This is a genomic window from Bradyrhizobium sp. 45 (assembly GCF_023073155.1).
Taxonomy (GTDB): Bacteria; Pseudomonadota; Alphaproteobacteria; order Rhizobiales; family Xanthobacteraceae; genus Bradyrhizobium; species Bradyrhizobium canariense_D.
This window is the reverse complement of the sequence record NZ_JADPIX010000049.1, coordinates 176,685-193,054: the sequence shown is the minus strand read 5'-3', so window position 1 is coordinate 193,054 and position 16,370 is coordinate 176,685. Positions and strand designations below refer to the sequence as shown.

12 protein-coding genes are annotated in these 16,370 nt (G+C 63.7%); 6 read left to right on the top strand and 6 right to left on the bottom strand.

Annotation, left to right across the window (positions count from 1 at the left end; all coding sequences use genetic code 11):
* Positions 1 to 151 precede the first annotated feature (151 nt).
* The 4 genes from IVB42_RS07380 to IVB42_RS07365 form a co-directional block, all read right to left on the bottom strand.
* The gene (locus IVB42_RS07380) at positions 152 to 2,371 is read right to left on the bottom strand and encodes an acetate--CoA ligase family protein (RefSeq protein WP_026233059.1); all 2,220 of its coding nucleotides are present in this window, start codon (positions 2,369 to 2,371) and stop codon (positions 152 to 154) included.
* Between the two features lie 159 nt (positions 2,372 to 2,530).
* Positions 2,531 to 3,511 carry a glycosyltransferase family 2 protein gene (locus tag IVB42_RS07375; protein ID WP_085361926.1) on the bottom strand — a complete coding sequence of 327 codons (981 nt, stop codon included), beginning with the start codon at positions 3,509 to 3,511 and terminating at the stop codon, positions 2,531 to 2,533.
* A 151-nt stretch (positions 3,512 to 3,662) separates the two neighbouring features.
* Complete coding sequence (locus tag IVB42_RS07370; RefSeq protein ID WP_085361925.1) at positions 3,663 to 4,232, bottom strand: class GN sortase; 570 nt, start codon at positions 4,230 to 4,232, stop codon at positions 3,663 to 3,665.
* 189 nt (positions 4,233 to 4,421) lie between these two features.
* Positions 4,422 to 6,683, bottom strand: a complete 2,262-nt coding sequence (locus IVB42_RS07365) for a marine proteobacterial sortase target protein (protein WP_247338298.1) — start codon at positions 6,681 to 6,683, stop codon at positions 4,422 to 4,424.
* 183 nt (positions 6,684 to 6,866) lie between these two features.
* Here IVB42_RS07365 and IVB42_RS07360 point away from each other — a divergent pair, with 183 nt between their 5' ends.
* Together IVB42_RS07360 and IVB42_RS07355 are read left to right on the top strand one after the other, a co-directional pair.
* The gene (locus tag IVB42_RS07360) at positions 6,867 to 7,637 is read left to right on the top strand and encodes a helix-turn-helix transcriptional regulator (RefSeq protein WP_247295928.1); all 771 of its coding nucleotides are present in this window, start codon (positions 6,867 to 6,869) and stop codon (positions 7,635 to 7,637) included.
* 47 nt (positions 7,638 to 7,684) lie between these two features.
* Positions 7,685 to 9,196 (top strand): glycosyltransferase family 2 protein, encoded by a 1,512-nt coding sequence (locus IVB42_RS07355; protein ID WP_018455954.1) that lies wholly within the window; start codon positions 7,685 to 7,687, stop codon positions 9,194 to 9,196.
* Positions 9,197 to 9,246: 50 nt separating this feature from the next.
* Here IVB42_RS07355 and IVB42_RS07350 read toward each other — a convergent pair whose 3' ends face one another.
* Entirely contained in the window at positions 9,247 to 10,467 is a 1,221-nt protein-coding gene (locus IVB42_RS07350) for an ABC transporter substrate-binding protein (protein ID WP_247295930.1), read from the bottom strand.
* A gap of 73 nt (positions 10,468 to 10,540) precedes the next feature.
* The gene (locus IVB42_RS07345) at positions 10,541 to 12,091 is read right to left on the bottom strand and encodes a long-chain fatty acid--CoA ligase (RefSeq protein WP_247398914.1); all 1,551 of its coding nucleotides are present in this window, start codon (positions 12,089 to 12,091) and stop codon (positions 10,541 to 10,543) included.
* 262 nt (positions 12,092 to 12,353) lie between these two features.
* Between IVB42_RS07345 and IVB42_RS07340 the strand changes: the two genes are divergently transcribed.
* From IVB42_RS07340 to IVB42_RS07325, 4 genes are all read left to right on the top strand, one after another.
* On the top strand, positions 12,354 to 13,490 hold the full coding sequence (locus tag IVB42_RS07340; protein ID WP_018455957.1) for an acyl-CoA dehydrogenase family protein: 1,137 nt from the start codon (positions 12,354 to 12,356) through the stop codon (positions 13,488 to 13,490).
* Between the two features lie 76 nt (positions 13,491 to 13,566).
* Complete coding sequence (locus tag IVB42_RS07335; protein WP_247295935.1) at positions 13,567 to 14,730, top strand: acyl-CoA dehydrogenase family protein; 1,164 nt, start codon at positions 13,567 to 13,569, stop codon at positions 14,728 to 14,730.
* Positions 14,730 to 15,386: a glutathione S-transferase family protein gene (locus IVB42_RS07330; RefSeq protein WP_018455959.1), complete on the top strand. Its 657-nt coding sequence runs from the start codon at positions 14,730 to 14,732 to the stop codon at positions 15,384 to 15,386. Before IVB42_RS07335 ends, IVB42_RS07330 begins: the two co-directional genes overlap by 1 nt.
* Positions 15,387 to 15,556: 170 nt before the next feature.
* Positions 15,557 to 16,357 carry an AraC family transcriptional regulator gene (locus IVB42_RS07325; protein WP_018455960.1) on the top strand — a complete coding sequence of 267 codons (801 nt, stop codon included), beginning with the start codon at positions 15,557 to 15,559 and terminating at the stop codon, positions 16,355 to 16,357.
* The last annotated feature ends 13 nt before the right edge of the window (positions 16,358 to 16,370 follow it).

Genomic DNA, 16,370 nt, shown 5'->3' with positions numbered 1-16,370 from the left:
GATTTTACGGCCAAAGCGGGGAAGTTGGAAGGATGATGGCGTGGCCGCAATAATAGGATGGGCGAGTTAGGGAAGCGTAACCCGCCACTTCCTCTCGCGTTTTGTCGCAAGGATTGGCGGATTACGCTGCGCTAAACCGCCCTCAGCGACATCAATGCCCGGCGGTGTTCTTGGCCGCAGCATTGTTCAGCACGATCAGGGCATCGACGGCGACGCCTGTTTTGGCATTGATCAGGAACGGATTGACGTCGATCGAGGCGATCCGGTCGCCAGCATCCGCGATCAGGTTGGACAGGCCGACCAGCGCCTTCACCGCGGAGGCCTCGTGCAAGGCCGGTTTGCCCCGATAGCCGCGCATCTTGATACCGGCCTTGGTGCGGCCGATCAGGAGTCGAGCCTCAGCCTCGTCCAGCGGCGCGCCGGCGAGCGCGACGTCCTTCATCAGCTCGATGTCGATGCCGCCAGTGCCGAACAGCACGACCGGGCCCATCTCGGCATCGAGGGAGGCGCCGACCACCAGTTCCAGATCTGCCTTCACCTGTTGCGCGATCAGGATGCCGTCGAGCTTCGGCTTGCCCTTCAGCTTGCTCAGCCGCGCGGTGATGTCGGCGAACGCCTTCTTCACCGCGGCCGGGTTGTTGAGATTCAGCACCACGCCGCCGATATCTGATTTGTGCAGGATCTCGGCGCTGACGACTTTGGCCACGACGGGGAAGCCGATCTGCTTGGCGATCTTCACGGCCTCGGCTGCCGTCTGTGCGATTGCCTCCTTCGAGATCGGGATGCCATAGGCCTTCAGCAGCTTCTTGGAGGCGACCTCGTCGAGCGCGGCGCCAATTGCCGATTTCAGCGCCTTCTCAAGCACGGCGCGCGCTGCAGGCTTCGAGCTGGAGACGATATCAGGCACTTCCTTGCGCAGCTTGGCGTAGTCGAGCAGCGACTTGATCGCAGTCACCGCGCGATCCATGCCCTGCATGACCGCGAGATGCGGCAGCGACTTGCGCAAGGTCTTGGTGAACTCCGTGAAGCCGATCGACATCGCGCTGATATAGATCACCGGCTTGCCGGCCCGGCTCGCCATCTCGTCGACGATGCGCAGATTGCGCTCGCGCAGCTCGTGCGGCGCTTTCGGCAGCTCGGCATCGATGATGACGATGTCGATATCGGGGTCGTCGATCATCAGCCCGATCGATTTCATGTAGACGGAGGGATCGACCACCGCGGCAAAGCCGGCGTCGAGCGGGTTGCCGACGATCGAGCCCGGCCCGAGCATCTTTGCCAGCTCCGAGCCGACATGCGAGCTGAGTGGTGCAAAATTCAGGCCTTCTGCATCGAAGGCGTCGATCAGCATGCCGCGCTTGCCGCCGGATAGCGTCACTGCGGCGAGCCGGTCGCCCCTGGGCACTGCGGCGTGGACGAAACATTCGGTGGTCTCGATCAGCTCGTCGAGCCCGCCGACCCTGATGACCCCTTCGCGCGTTGCAATGGCGTCGAAGGTCTCGATCGAGCCCGCGAGCGCGCCGGTATGTGCCATCGCCGCCGCGCGGCCGCCCTCGGACGCTCCGAGCTTGAGCGCGATCACCGGTTTGCTCGCGGCGCGCGCCGCCTTGCAGGCGTCCCGGAATGCCTTGGTGTTGCGCACGCCTTCGAGGTAGACCACGATCACCTTGATGCTAGGATCCTCGGCGAAATAGCGCATCAGGTCCGGCGTCTCGAGCCCTGCCTCGTTGCCGGTCGTCACCATGTAGCCGACCCCGACGCCGCGATCTTCCAGGGCCTGGCGGATCGCCATGACGATGGCGCCGGATTGCCCGGCAATCGCCACCGCGCCCTGTTCCATGGTGACGATACGGTCGTCGATATTGGTGAAGAGCTTTTCGCCCGCGCTCAAATTGCCGAGGCAGTTCGGGCCGGTGACCGCCAATCCCGTCTCGCGCACGGCCGCTTGCAGTTCGGCGGCGAGCTTCTGGCTTTCCTCGTCCTGCAACTCGCTGAAGCCCGAGGTGACGATGGTGGCCGAGCGCGCGCCGGCCGCGGCGGCATCGCGGATCACCTGCACGGCAAAGCGCGCCGGCACCAGCACCAGCACGTGGTCGGGCTTCTCCGGGAGGCTTGCAAAGTCCTTGTAGCAGGGGACACCCCAGATGGTGTCGCGCTTGGAATTGACGGGATAGAGCCCGCCCTCGTAGCCGTATTTGACCAAATTGTTCCAGATGCGCTCGGCATAGTTGCCGGGCTTGTCGGTCGCGCCCACCAGCACGATGTTGCGCGGATGCAGCATGGCGTGGATGCCCTTGACGATGTCGCTGGCATCGGGCGGCGGAGACCATGGGCGCGATGAAGCTGAGGCGGCAGATACGCGAGCTTCCATGGTGTGACCTCACCTGTTGTTCTTGTTGGCGGTGCGTCACTCTGTTCTATGGCGAGTTCTTCGGACTGGCAACCACGTGGGCGGGTATGCCGTGCGGTGGAATGAGCGCGCGCCAAGCCCTGGTGATCGACATTTTGGGATCACTGCTCGCGCCGTGGTTCAGTATCGCAGGATGCCGAGCTTGTAGGCGTAGTGATAGGCCAGCTGCTTCGCCAGATAAGGAGCGATGGCGCGCCGGATCTGCATCTGTGTCGGTTCGAAGCCGAGAATGCGTCGCCGCAGGATGCCCATCTCCCTGACGCCGACCGCATAGGTCGATGCCGTCTTTTGTGCGTCATGGATTCGGAAGCAGGCGAGAAATCGCGGCAAGCGTGCAAATTTGAATCCTGCGGCTTGCGCCCGCAGGATGAAGTCCCAGTCCATCGCGTAGTGTAAGCTCTCGTCGATCGGCCCGATCCTGTCCCATACGCGCTTGCGCCAGAACATCGTCTCTTGCGGAATGTAGTCGGCATATCGCAACGCCTTGCCGTCATGAGGCGGCAGCACGGCGCGGCCGACCTCGAGTCCCTCGCGATCGATGAAGACGCGATGGCCGTAGACGACGTCGACACGCGGATGTGCGATGAAGTAATTTGCGACATACGCAAGTGTCCCGGGCAGCAGCACGTCGTCGCTGTTGAGATAGGCCATGATCTCGCTCTCGGCGCCGACGAAGCCGAGATTGATGGCGCTGGATTGCCCCTTGTCCGGTTCGCTGCTCCAGCTCAGGCTATCGCCGCGCCTCTTCAGGAGATCGAGCGTGCCGTCGATCGAGGCGCCGTCCTGCACGTGATAATACAGGTCCGGATAGTTCTGGCTGACGATGCTGTCGATCGTGGCGCCGAGATATTGCGCATGGTTGTAGCTCGGAGTGACCATCGCGATTCTGGGCGCGCCCGGATGGATCGCAGGAGCTCGCGGGAAAGCCGTCAGGTTGAGCAGGCGCGGCGGATATTGCTCGAAGGTCCACATCGGCGGGCGGCGCCAGAGGCTCCGAAGCGAGGAGCGTCTTTGCCCGGCGGCGATAAGATCCTGGTTCCTCTCCAGGAGCGCGACGCGGCTTTCCAGCTGTTCGAGACGCTGCCTGAACTCCTCATCCATCACCGTCTTCTCGCAAATTACAGCGGAAATGCTCAATAGGCCATTCTGATGGGTCTGCGGTCGACGGCGCCGGTTCAGGGGTTCCATCGAGCGGCATTGTCCCTACAGGTCGGGCGGATTCAAGAGGGGGGTGCGGATCGATTGCGAACCGCTATTCATCAGTGCCGATCAGGGTAGCATGCAGGATGTAGCGCTCGGGGCCGGACGCGACGGCGTTGAACGGCCAGCAGGTCGCGAGCACGAGTTCGGCTGCCCGTGCCGCAGGATCGATCCCCGAGGCATCGAAGCGAACCACAGCGGAGGAATCCGCGCGAAAACGAAAGTGCTTGCCATCACTGCGTGTGACGTCGATCAGGTCACCAATGGCGACATTCCGCAGGAAACGGAAATGAGTGTCGCGGTGCGCTGCATATACGGCAACGCCCCGCTCGCCCGCGTCAGCCGTTTGGCGGATATGGCCGGGCCCGAAAGCGAGCGCCTGGCCGCTCGCGCCTTCCAGTACGATCGCGCGGGCGCCGATCCGCCTCACCTCGATTCGCGCAACCGGCCAAGTATCGGCCCATGACCATGGCCTGACCACCTCGCCGGTCGCAACGCTCTGGTCGAATGCGCGCTCCAGCAGCACCTGCGCGAGCCATGCTTTGGCATGGATGTAGGCGCCGTCGCCGAACAGGATGATGCCGATCAGGGCGAGAGCGAGGGGAGAGATGATGCGCGGCATTGTACTAATTCCCGTCATTGCGGGGAGCGAAGCGACGAAGCAATCCAGACTGTCTCCGTGGATGAGTTTCTGGATGCTTCGCTTGCAATGACGAAGGTGAGAGGGCGAGTTCAAAAAGGCGCGCGCGGCCGTTGGTGTGTGGGACGGGCAGCCGCGCGCGCTAACAGAGGAGTTCGGGGGGCTCCTCTCTCAAGCGGCGTCAGTGAGCAAGGACTGACGCCGCTTGAACACGAACAGGATCAGGGCGAGCACGACCAAGATCAGGCCTGCGGTCATTTTCAGCTCGGCCGAGGTCGCGGTCTTGGGCAGGCGGATCGCATCCGGTGCAGCGGGCGTCGGTCGCCTCGTGGCCGGCTGGTTGCGTGCATCGGCGTGACGCTCGCGGAGCTGCGCTGGGACCTGCTGTCGTTCGCCAAAGACCTTCGCGAAATCCCAACCGGCCGGCAGGTTGATCGGCAATTCGCTGGGCTTGAGCGGCTCGCCTTCGGGACGGCTCGGCGTCTTGTCGACCGCGACGAGGCTGGTGAGCCGCGTGACGATCTGATGGTCGAGCGCCAGTGCCAGGATTGCCTTGTCCGAGTCTTCGGGCGTCATTTCGCGCAGGGTGCGCGCCACTTCGGCATCGGCGATCTTGCGCTTGGCCCAAAGCTTCGACAGGCCGTTGCCTTCGGCCGTATTTTGCAGCGGCAGCGTCACCGACCATGGGCGGTCACCGACGCGGCCCTTGATTTCGACCGAGCCCGCAAGCGTGTCGAGCTTTGCCGCCAGCACCAGCGGCTCGTCGCGATAGACGTCGGGAATGATCGTCGGTGTGACGTCGGCCTTCGCTTCGGAGAACTTTACGCTCAGCCCGGTCACGGCCGGGTTCTCGAGCTTGGCAAACAGGCCGCGCATGCGCTCCTCGACCTGCTCGACGGAGCCGATATGGGTGAAGGCACCGCGGCCGAGCTCGGCGGCGCGCGTCATCAGATAGGTGTTGGGCGCCGACCCGATGCCGACCATGAACACGCGCGAGCGGCCGCGCATCGCCGTGATCGTTTCGAACAATTGCTGCTCGTTGCCGATCGCACCGTCGGTCAGGAATACGACCTGGCGAACCATGCCGGCGTCGCCAAGCTTGTCGGTCAGCGCGGCCCGCATCGCCGGCACCATCTCGGTGCCGCCACGCGCCTGCAGCGCGCTGACGAACGAGGTGGCTTCACCGACACGCTCGGCATCCGCCGCGACGGAGACCGGAAACAGCACGTCCATGGTATCGTCGAAACGGATGACGTTGAAACGGTCGGTCGGCTGGAGACGGGAGAGCGCGTAGGTGAGGCTCGCCTTGGCCTGAACGATCGACGTGCCGCCCATCGAGCCGGAATTGTCGATCACGAATATCACCTCGCGCGGCCGCGGCTTCTGCGTCGCCTGCTCGGCGGCGGGCGGGGTGACAAAGGCAAGCAAATAATCGGCGTCGCCGACGCGCTCGCGAAATAAGCCGACCGACGGCGCCTTCACGGCCGCTGGCTTCCAGGTCAGTTCGAAATCGCGGTCGGCAGCCACGGCACCGTCGGCAAGCGAGACGATTCGCATCGTATTGTCCGGGCTCGCGACCTTGACGTTATGATGGGGGCTCGTGACCTCGCCGAGCGCAAAGCCGGCGTTCAGACGCACCGTGATGCTGGTCGGATTGACCGGTGCATTCCTGGCGGGATCCAGCACGGGCGGCGAGATGCGGTCGCGGTCCGGCACCGGGTCCGAGTTGGTCGCGCCCCAGCCGGAGCCATCGTTGCGGAAATCGACGCTCTGGACGATCGGCGCCGGATTGTAGCGCGGCCCGACCACCAGCGGCAGGCGCAGCGAATATTCGTTGCCGGATTGATGCACCGGCTCCTGATATTCGATCTGCACCAGCACGGTTTCGCCAGGGCCGATATTGGCGACCGAGTTGGTGAAGATGTTCGGCCGCTCCTGCTCGGTGAGCGCGGCCTTCTGGCCGGCGCGGCGCGCCTCTTCGTAGATCATGCGCGCCTGTTGCCGCTCCTTGATGTCCCCGACGATGACGCGGTTGCCGACCACCATCTTCAGCGAATCGACGGCGCCGTCCGCGGGGAGCGGATAGACATAGGTCGCCTCGACCCAGTCCTTCGTCGGGTTGCGAAAGATTTGGGTGACTCGTGCTCGCAGTGTCGGGCCCGACACCGTGATGTCGACGTCGATGCCGAGGCGGATCGCTTCCGTGTAGGCGCCATCCTCCTTGAGGAGGAGAGAACCGGATTTGGCATCGCCGGGCTGGAGCAGGCTGGCCTGCTCCGTCGTCGCCGACCAGCCCGGCTCGAAGCTCACCAGCAGGGCCACGAAGGCGACCAGCATCACCGCGATGCCCTGCGCCAGAAGGAACAGTCCGACCACGATCAGTCTGCCCAGCCAAGGGTGTTCGTTGCTGTCCGTCGTGTCAAAAGTATCCATTTGGCCTGCTCCCGAGCATGTTTGCTGGCCCCGAGCATCCGCCGGGACGGCCCGATTTCGCGAGCAGAATGATCGGCAATGTTCCGCCACGGCCGGCCCGGCCGGCCGCCTCCGAGATGGCGAAGTGCGGTTTTGTGCTGGTTTGTCCGTCCTGCTAGGATGTCGTCCTGGAGCAGGGCCACGATGCAGACGCAGGACAAATTCACCGACAAGCAGCTGTCGGACGAGCAGAGCCGCGAGATCGCGGAGACCATTCGCGAGGAGCTCGCCAGGCGCCGGATCTCCCGGCAGGCGCTGGCCGAGCAGGCCAAGCTCAGCCTGTCGACGCTGGAGAAGGTGCTCGGCGGCCGACGGCCGTTCACGCTGGCGACCACGGTGCGGCTGGAGCAGGCGCTGGGCGTCTCCCTGCGCAGAAGCGCCGCCGTAGTGACGCCTCCGGCCGCAAACGATGTCGCGCCCGACAGCCTCGGCTCCTATGCCCATCGCGCGGTGACGTGGCTCGAGGACGTCTACATCACGCTGCGACCGTCGTTCGGCGACAAGGACGCGATCTTCGCCTACCGCACCGAGATCGTCTGGGAGCCGAAGGTCTCTTCACTGGTGTTCCGCGAGGGCGAGCGGACCGATGCCGCCTATGAACACACCGGCGAGGTCGCCGTGCCGCATCAGTCCGGCTTCATCTATCTCGTCATCATCAAGCACGGCCAGCATCGCGTGATCACTGTGTCGCGGCCGACGGTCGCCGGCGAGATGTACGGGATCATCTCGACGCTCCGCGCCGGTCCCGGCTCGCAGCTGACGCCGATCGCAGCGCCGATCGCTTATGTGCCGCTCCGAAACTTCGCGAAGCCCTCGCTGGGTCGGGTCGCGCCCGGCGATGCTAACCACGAATTGTACCAAAAGCTTCTGCGCCGAACGGTGGAAGAATCGTTCGCGCTGTTTCTGTCGGTATAGCCCGCAAGAAATTATCCGGAATGACGAGCATGCGTCTATAAGGGGACATGCAGGACGCGTCCGCACTCTACGACGGCGAATCTCCGCTGTTCTCAATCATTATCCCGCTCGAATCTCACCGCGGGCAGTGGGAGATGTCCTGGCTCGGCTGGACGTCGCAAACTGCCGACACATCGCTCTACGAGATCATTCTGGTCGTGCCTCCGGATTTCACGGCACGCGAGCAGTTGAAGGCGCTGGCCGGCAACAGGGCTCGCCTCGAATTCACCGATTCCGAACACGACATCGGGCTCTGCGCATTCGGCGCGACGAAGGCGCGCGGCAGCTATCTGTTCTTCACGGAATCGCACTGCCGGCCCGAACCCGACGTGATCGAACTCTGCATTCGCGCGATCGATGCTCATCCCGATTGGGCCGGCTTTTCCTGCCGTTCGATCCCGATCTGCCATAACCGGTTATCCGTGGCAGAGGCCGCCATGTACCAGGCCGACATCGAGTTCGGTATGAAGCAGCATCCCTGGCGCAAGGTCCTGGATCAGTGTTTCGTGACGCGGCACGACGTCTACCGGGAATGCGGCGGCCTGCGCGAGGAGCTCGGTCATTTCGCCGAATGGGTGCTCGCCGCCGCCTATCACGCGAGAGGTCATTCCATCGGCTATCTCGAGGAGGCGCGCTTCCATCACTACTATGTCGGTGAGATCGGCGAGCTGAAGCAATTCACGCTCGACTTCGTGCAAGGCGAGATTCGCTATCTGAGCGAGGCCCGCAACGATGCCGGCAGCGAGCTGCTCGACATTCCGGTCGAGTGGAGCTCGCGGAGCGAGGCCGGCGCGTCGCTCGCCCGCAATGCACTGAACGCGCTCCTGCGCTCCAGCCTCGGTGACGGCGGGGGAGGGCCTGGCGAGAAATGGCTGGCGGTATGGCGTTGGGCCGTGCCGGCGCTGCTCGGCGGTCTCGGCGCGCGCGGTTTCGCGCGGCTGGCGGCATGGCACGCGCGGGCCGTGCTGGTCGCTGTGACGGCCGCCGGATCGAGCGATGCGATCGCGCGATGGATGCGGCGATACATCGCCGCGCTGATCCGGCATCAGAGGCTCGATTGCATTCACCGTCTCGGACGAGATGCGGGACCTGTTGACGGGCTCCTTGGTGAGCGCGTTGTCGCGCAGATCGGATTCCATGCCGAAGAGTTCTCTGCCGGTCACACTTTCCGCTGGAGCGAACCAGAGGCAGCCGTGCGCATCAAGGGGAAGCCGGGCCGCACCATTGTCCGCGTTCGAAGCCCCGCACTTCGCGCACCGCTAGATACGATAGACACGCGATTCTATGTCGATGGCACGGCCATCCGCCCCGAAGCGGTCGTGACCGGTTGTGACAGCTACAGGCTGAGCCTCGATCTGCCGCCGTCAGGCATCGCCACCCTCGCCTGGGCATGCCCCATGTTCAGGGGCGTCGGCGATTCGCGTCGTCTCGGCCTGCCGATCGCGGGCATCGACGTCGGCGACGACATGATCGAGGTTGAAAGCGCGGGAACAGCGCCGTCGCTTGCTGGAAAAGAATAGCGGCCCTTCGGCCGCTATTCGGTCGATTCAGGCTGTTGCTCTCAGTCGAACTAGCCGCCCGTTTCGGCGCTGATGATATCGCCGAACAGTTCCCACTGGCCCTTCTTGAACCGCCACATCTTGAGCTGCTCGATCGGCGCGAAGTCCGTGGCGGAGGTGTTGATCTTGATGCCCGGGATCAGTGTGTCGGGCACGAAGTCCTTGAGGCTCGCTGCCTGCTTCATCACATTCTCACGGGTCAGATTGTCGCCCGCCTGCTTCAGCACCTGCACCATGGTCTGGGCTGCGGCATAGGCGTAAACCAGATTGGCGTCCGAAATATTTGCACCGGGTATGTATTTGTCGACGAAGACCATGAACTTCTTCATGCCCTCATCATCCTTCCACTGCGGATCCGACGCATCCTTCAGATAACCAGCCGACAGCACCCCTTCGGATGCCTCGAGGCCGGCAGGCTTCATCACCGCGCCGATGGACACCGAGACATCGGTCATGAGATGCATCGGCTTCCACTCCAGCTCCGCGATCTTCTTGATCGCCTGCGCCGCGAATTTCGGCGTGGCGATGTTCACGAAGACATCGGCGCCGGTGCCCTTGAGCTTGACGATATGAGCATCGATCGAGGGTTCCGACGTCTCGTAGCTCTCTTCGGCCACGATCAGTTTCGATGCCTTGTCACCGAACACGTCCTTGATGCCGGCGAGGTAGTCCTTGCCGAAATCGTCGTTGGCATAAAAAATCGCGACCTTCGCGTCCGGCTTCTCCTTCAGAATATACTTCGCGAAGATCTGTGCCTCGACGCGGTAGCTGGGCTGGAAGCCCATCGTCCAGGGAAAGTTCTTCGGGTCATTCCACTTGCTGGCGCCTGTGGCGAGGAACAGCTGCGGCACCTTCTTGGAATTGTGATACTTCTGCACGGCGGTCTGGGTCGGCGTGCCCAGCGCGTTGAACACCAGGAAGACCTCGTCGCTCTCGATCAGCTTGCGGATCTGCTCAACGGTCTTAGGCGGCGAGTAGCCGTCGTCGTAGGAGATCCAATTGATCTTTCGGCCGTTGATGCCGCCCTGATCGTTGATCATCTTGAAATAGGCTTCCTCGGTCTTGCCGATGACGCCGTAGGCGGAAGCCGGGCCGGAATAGGCCTCGACATTGCCGATCTTGATCTCGGTGTCGGTGACGCCGGTGTCGTACGCCTTTTGCGCATACGCGGTTTGGGCTGTCAGCAGCATCAGCGCCGTTGCTGCGGCGAGCAGGGAGAGTTTCTTGTTCATGAAAATTCCTTGGCTTTTCTGGGTTGGAACACGCACGTCAAAAAGAAAAGTGCCCGCGAGAGGGGCGCTTTGATCAGGCGTTGGCGGCTTTCTTGTCGACTTCCGAGGCGCCTGAGAATTCCTTGCGCAAGGTCGGCTTGTGGATCTTGCCGGTGGCGTTGCGGGGTAACGCATCGACGAAGCGGACCTGGCGTGGACATTTGAAGCGCGCGAGATTCGCCGCGCAGTGCGCGAAGACATCTGTCTCGGTCAACCGCTGGCCGGGCTTGGCCGCGACGATGGCGAGGCCAACCTCGCCCCATTGCGGATCGGGAATGCCGATCACGGCGGCTTCCGCGATAGCGTCGAGTTGGTGCAGGACGTTCTCGACCTCGGCCGGATAGACGTTCTCGCCACCGGAAATGTACATGTCCTTCCAGCGGTCGACGATGTAATAAAAACCTTCCTCATCGACGCGTGTCGCGTCGCCCGTGTGCAGCCAGCCATCGGTGAACGACGTCTTGTTCGCCTCCGGCCTGTTCCAGTAGCCGGGCGTAATGTTCGGTCCCTTGACCCAGAGCTCGCCGAGTTCGCCGACATCGGCGTCGCCGCCGTCAGGACGCACGATGCGCACTTCCGTGTGCAGCACCGGCTTGCCGGCGGAGCCGGCTTTCCGTGCCGCATCCTCGCGGTCGAGCACCAGCACGGCCGGCGAGGTCTCGGTCATGCCGTAGCCCTGCTGGAGTGCGACGCCACGCGCCTCCCACACCTTGAGCAGCGGCACCGGCATTGGTGCGCCGCCGACACCTCCCACGATCAACCGGCCGAGGTCGGTGGTCGCGAACGCCGGATGCTGGGCCATGAACTGGTAGATCGCGGGCACGCCGAAGAACACGTTGATGCCCTGTGCGGGATCGTTGATCAGGCCGAGCGCCGTGCCGGGATCGAAGGCGCGCATGATCATCACGGTGCCGCCGGCGTGCAGCACCGGATTGGTGTAGCAATTCAGGCCGCCGGTGTGGAACAGCGGCAGCACGGTGAGCAGCACCGAGGACGGCCCGATGCAGGCGGGGCCGCCGAGATTGACGCAATTCCAGAAGGTCATGCCATGGGTGATGGTGGCGCCCTTGGGATGACCCGTTGTGCCCGAGGTGTACATGATGGTCGAGACGTCATCGAGGGTCATCTCCTCGATTTTCTCGAGTGGCTTTGCGGCGGCGATGCCGGCCTCATAAGTCCCGCTGGGGCCAAGCAGCAGGCTCGTCGCAATGCCGCAGAGCCTTGCCACGGCCAGCGCCGTTTCGGCGAGATCGGTGTCGTGGATCATCACCTTCGGCGCGCAATCTGCGGTGATGAACTGGAGTTCGGGAACGGTGAGGCGGGTGTTCAGCGGCACGAAGATCGCACCTAACCGCCCGCAGGCGAATTGCACCTCCAGCGTATCGGTCGTGTTCAGCGCCAGCACCGCGACCCGCTCGCCGCGCGAGACTTTCAGCGCATGGCGCAGAAATGACGCGAGACGCGAGATGCGCGCGTCGAGCTGCGCATAGGTAAAGCGGCGCTCGCTCGCGAGGTCTATCACCGCAATCTTGTTCGGTGTGCGGCGGCCATGGTGGGCGATCCAGTCGTAGTAACGAACGGCCAAGAATTCCTCCCTCGGCGGACTTGTGCCGCCCGCGTCCCTATTGCCATGCACCATGCCCGGCATGGCCCAAGGGCCAGCCGGAGTTTGTGCACCATCCTTTTTTTGATCCGGAGTTGGCGCGCGAGCGATGAAAATCGTCTTGCGTTGAGTTGCTAGAGCGAGCTTGCTTGGAGCGGGGCTCGGCCAGCCACTCCGCGCAAGTGAGCCGCCAAGGTTCCGGCCATGGTGGACGAGACGAATCCGCCAGCAAGGCGAGAGTGCGATGATGAGCCCGTTCTATACCGCCGAGCATGACGCCTTTCGCGAGGTGATGCGCCGCTTCGTCGACAAGGAGATTGCGCCCTTCGCCCACGAGTGGGATGAGGCCGGTGAATTCCCCCGCGCGCTCTATCGCAAGGCGGCCGAGATCGGGCTCTTGGGACTCGGTTTCCCCGAGGAATATGGCGGGATCGCCGCCGACCAGTTCATGAGGATCGTCGCCAGCCAGGAGTTGGCGCGGGCTGGCGCCGGCGGTGTCAGCGCCAGCTTGATGAGCCATACGATCGGTTCGCCGCCGGTCGCGCGGGCCGCGCGCCCCGAGGTGAAGGCGCGCGTGCTGCCTCAGGTGCTCGCGGGTGAGAAAATCTCCGCGCTCGCGATCACCGAGCCGGGCGGCGGCTCTGATGTCGCGGGCCTCCGCACCAAGGCGCGGCGCGACGGAGATCACTACGTCGTGAGCGGCGAGAAGACCTTCATCACATCCGGGATGCGTGCCGACTATCTGACCGTTGCGGTGCGCACCGGCGGCGAGGGCGCCGGCGGCGTCAGCCTGCTCCTGATCGAGGGGGATACGCCCGGCCTGTCCCGGACAAAGCTGAAGAAGATGGGCTGGTGGGCCTCCGACACCGCGACCCTGCATTTCGACGAGTGCCGCGTACCGGCGGAAAACCTGATCGGCGAGGAAGGCCAGGGGTTCAAGATCATCATGCGGAATTTCAACAGCGAGCGCATGGGCATGGCGGCGGGCTGCACCGCGTTCGCGCGCGTCTGCCTCGACGAGGCCATTGCCTACGCCAAGGAGCGCAAGACCTTCGGCAAGCCGCTCGCGCAGCACCAGGTGATCCGCCACAAGATCGTCGACATGGCGCAGAAGGTCGCCGCATCGCAAGCGATGCTGGAGATGCTGGCCTGGCGGCTGGAGCAGGGCGAAAGCCCGGTCGCCGAAATCTGCATGATGAAGAACCAGGCGACCCAGACCATGGCGTTCTGCGCCTCGGAAGCGGTGCAGATTTTTGGCGGCGCCGGCTTCATGCGCGGCATCAAGGCCGAGCGCATCTACCGTGAGGTCAAGGTCAACGCGATCGGCGGCGGCACCGAGGAGATCATGAAGGATCTCGCGTCGCGGCAGATGGGGTTGTGACCTCTTTCTCCGTCATGGCCGGGACGAGCCCGGCCATGACGAGCACCTCAGAGATACCAAGAACTGGGCTAACAAGATGCTGTTCACCGCCGACCACGACGAGATCCGTCGTTCCTTGCAAAAATTCATTGCCAACGAGATCAATCCGCATGTCGATGAATGGGAGAAGGCCGACATCTTCCCGGCGCACGAGCTGTTCAGGAAGATGGGCAGGCTCGGCTTTCTCGGGCTGAACAAGCCGGTCGAATTCGGCGGCTCCGGCCTCGACTATTCCTATGCGCTGATGATGGCGGAGGAACTCGGCGCGATCAATTGCGGCGGCGTGCCGATGGCGATCGGGGTGCAGACCGACATGGCGACTCCTGCGCTGGCGCGGTTCGGCTCCGATGAAGTGCGGCGCGAATTCCTGGCGCCCTCGATCTCTGGCGACTATGTGGCCTGCATTGGCGTCTCGGAGCCCGGCGCGGGTTCTGACGTGGCCTCGATCAAGACCAATGCGCGCGGGGACGGCGACGATTACGTCATCGATGGTGGCAAGATGTGGATCACCAACGGCACCCAGGCCGACTGGATCTGTCTGCTCGCCAATACGGGCGACGGGTCCGTTCACCGCAACAAATCGCTGATCTGTGTGCCCATGAAGACCAAGGGCGTCACGGTCGCGCGCAAGCTCGACAAGATGGGCATGCGTTCCTCCGACACCGCGCAGATCTTCTTCGACAATGTCCGCGTGCCCAAGCGCAACCGGATCGGCGAGGAGGGCAAGGGCTTTACCTACCAGATGATCCAGTTCCAGGAGGAGCGGCTCTGGGGTGCGGCCGCCTGCCTGAAGGCGCATGAATACATTATCAACGAGACCATCGAATACACCCGCAATCGCAAGGCCTTTGGGAAGTCGATCCTCGACAACCAGGTCGTTCATTTCAAGCTCGCGGAGATGCAGACCGAGGTCGAGCTGTTGCGCGCGCTGATCTACCGTGCCGGAGAGGCGCTTGTGGCGGGCGAGGATGTCACGAAACTTGCGACCATGGCCAAGCTGAAGGCCGGGCGACTCGGCCGCGAGCTTACCGACGCCTGCTTGCAATATTGGGGTGGAATGGGCTTTACCAACGAGACGCCGGTCAGCCGTGCCTATCGCGACAGCCGTCTGACATCGATCGGCGGCGGCGCCGACGAGGTCATGCTGATGGTCCTGTGCAAGATGATGGGGACGCTGCCCGGCAGCAAAGGAAGTTCCTGATGATCACGCTCTATCACTGCGACGCCGCGCGCTCATTCCGTCCGCTCTGGATGCTGGAGGAGATGGGGCTGCCCTACGAGCTCAAGATGCTGCCGTTCCCGCCGCGGGTCTTCGCCAAGGAGTATCTCGCGCTCAATCCGCTGGGCACGATTCCCTTCATGGTCGACGGCGAGACGAAAATGACCGAGTCCTCCGGCATCTGCCACTATCTCGGCATCAAGCATGGACCGACGCCACTGATGGTCGGACCCGAAGATCCCGCCTATGGCGCGTTCGTGAACTGGATGTATTTCAGCGACGCCACGTTAACCTTCCCGCAGACGCTGGTGCTCCGATACACCCAGCTCGAGCCGGAAGAGCGCCGCAATCCGCAGGTCGCCGGCGACTATGCCAAATGGTTTTTGGGCCGCCTGCGCGCCGTCGAGGCAGCCACCGCAAATACCGAGGCCTTGTGCGCGGGCCGCTTCACTGCCGCCGACATCGTGATCGGTTACGCGCTCCGCCTCGCCGATACTATCGGGCTTGCCAAGGATTTTGGGCCAAATGTCGCAGCCTATTGGGCACGCTTGCAGCAACGGGATGGTTTCAAGCGCGCGGTTGCTGCGGAGCAACAGGCCGGCGTCGAGCAGAACGTGGCGCCAAGGGTGAGGGCCTGATTGTCGTTCTGGCGAAAGCCGGGACGGCCATGTTGCCGGGAGTTCCGGGTCGTCGGGACTGCCGCTGTTTTGCGCTTCATGATAGCGCTATCCCGCCGTGACAGCGCCCAGATTTCCGCTAAGGTGACCTCCGTCCGCAGCGGCCAAAGAGCCGCGCGAGGAGGATCCCAATGGAAGATAACGGTCGCGAATCCGACCATTTGATGCTGATCACGCCGGAGCGGGTATTCTATGCCGGCCTGCTCGGCCGCCCCCGCAAGCGGACGCCCGGCTGCTGCCATGTCTATGTCGCGGTGAAGGGCAGTCTGCATCTGACGATCGATGATGCGCTCGCCACCGGCGAGCTGTTCGTTACCCTACCGAACCAGCGGCATTCCATTGCGAGCGACTACCGCACCGCGATCAGCGTGACGCTGGAGCCGGAGAGCATGCCCGATGGCGTGATCGAGGTCCTGGCCGAGCGGCTCACCGGACCCGACAGGGCCGTCTATGCCCGCAAGATCCTCGCCGCCTACACGCTGCTGCGCCAGCGTCGCTACGGCGACATCACCACCGCCGAATTCGACCAGATGTGTTTTGGCGAGGCGCTGCCGCGCCGCGTGCTCGACCCCCGCGTGACGCGTGCGGTCGCCCGTATCGGCCGCTTCACGGGCGAACCCGTGACGGCGGACACATGCGCGGCGGAGGCCGGACTTTCCGCTTCGCGCTTCCTGCATCTGTTCAAGGAAGAGACCGGCATCTCGTTCCGCTCCTTCCGCGCCTGGAAGCGGGCGCGTCACCTGCTGCACTTCGCCAACCAGGACCTCAACCTCGCCCATCTCGCGCAGGACATCGGCTATCCCGACTCCACCCATTTCAGCCACTCGATCCGCCGCTTCTACGGCCTGAAGCCGCGCGCGATCTTCGTCGGCTCGCGCGATCTCGCGATCTATCGCAGCAGCGAGACCGTGAGGCTGGCGGAGGCGAGCTAGCGTCGTCTCGTAG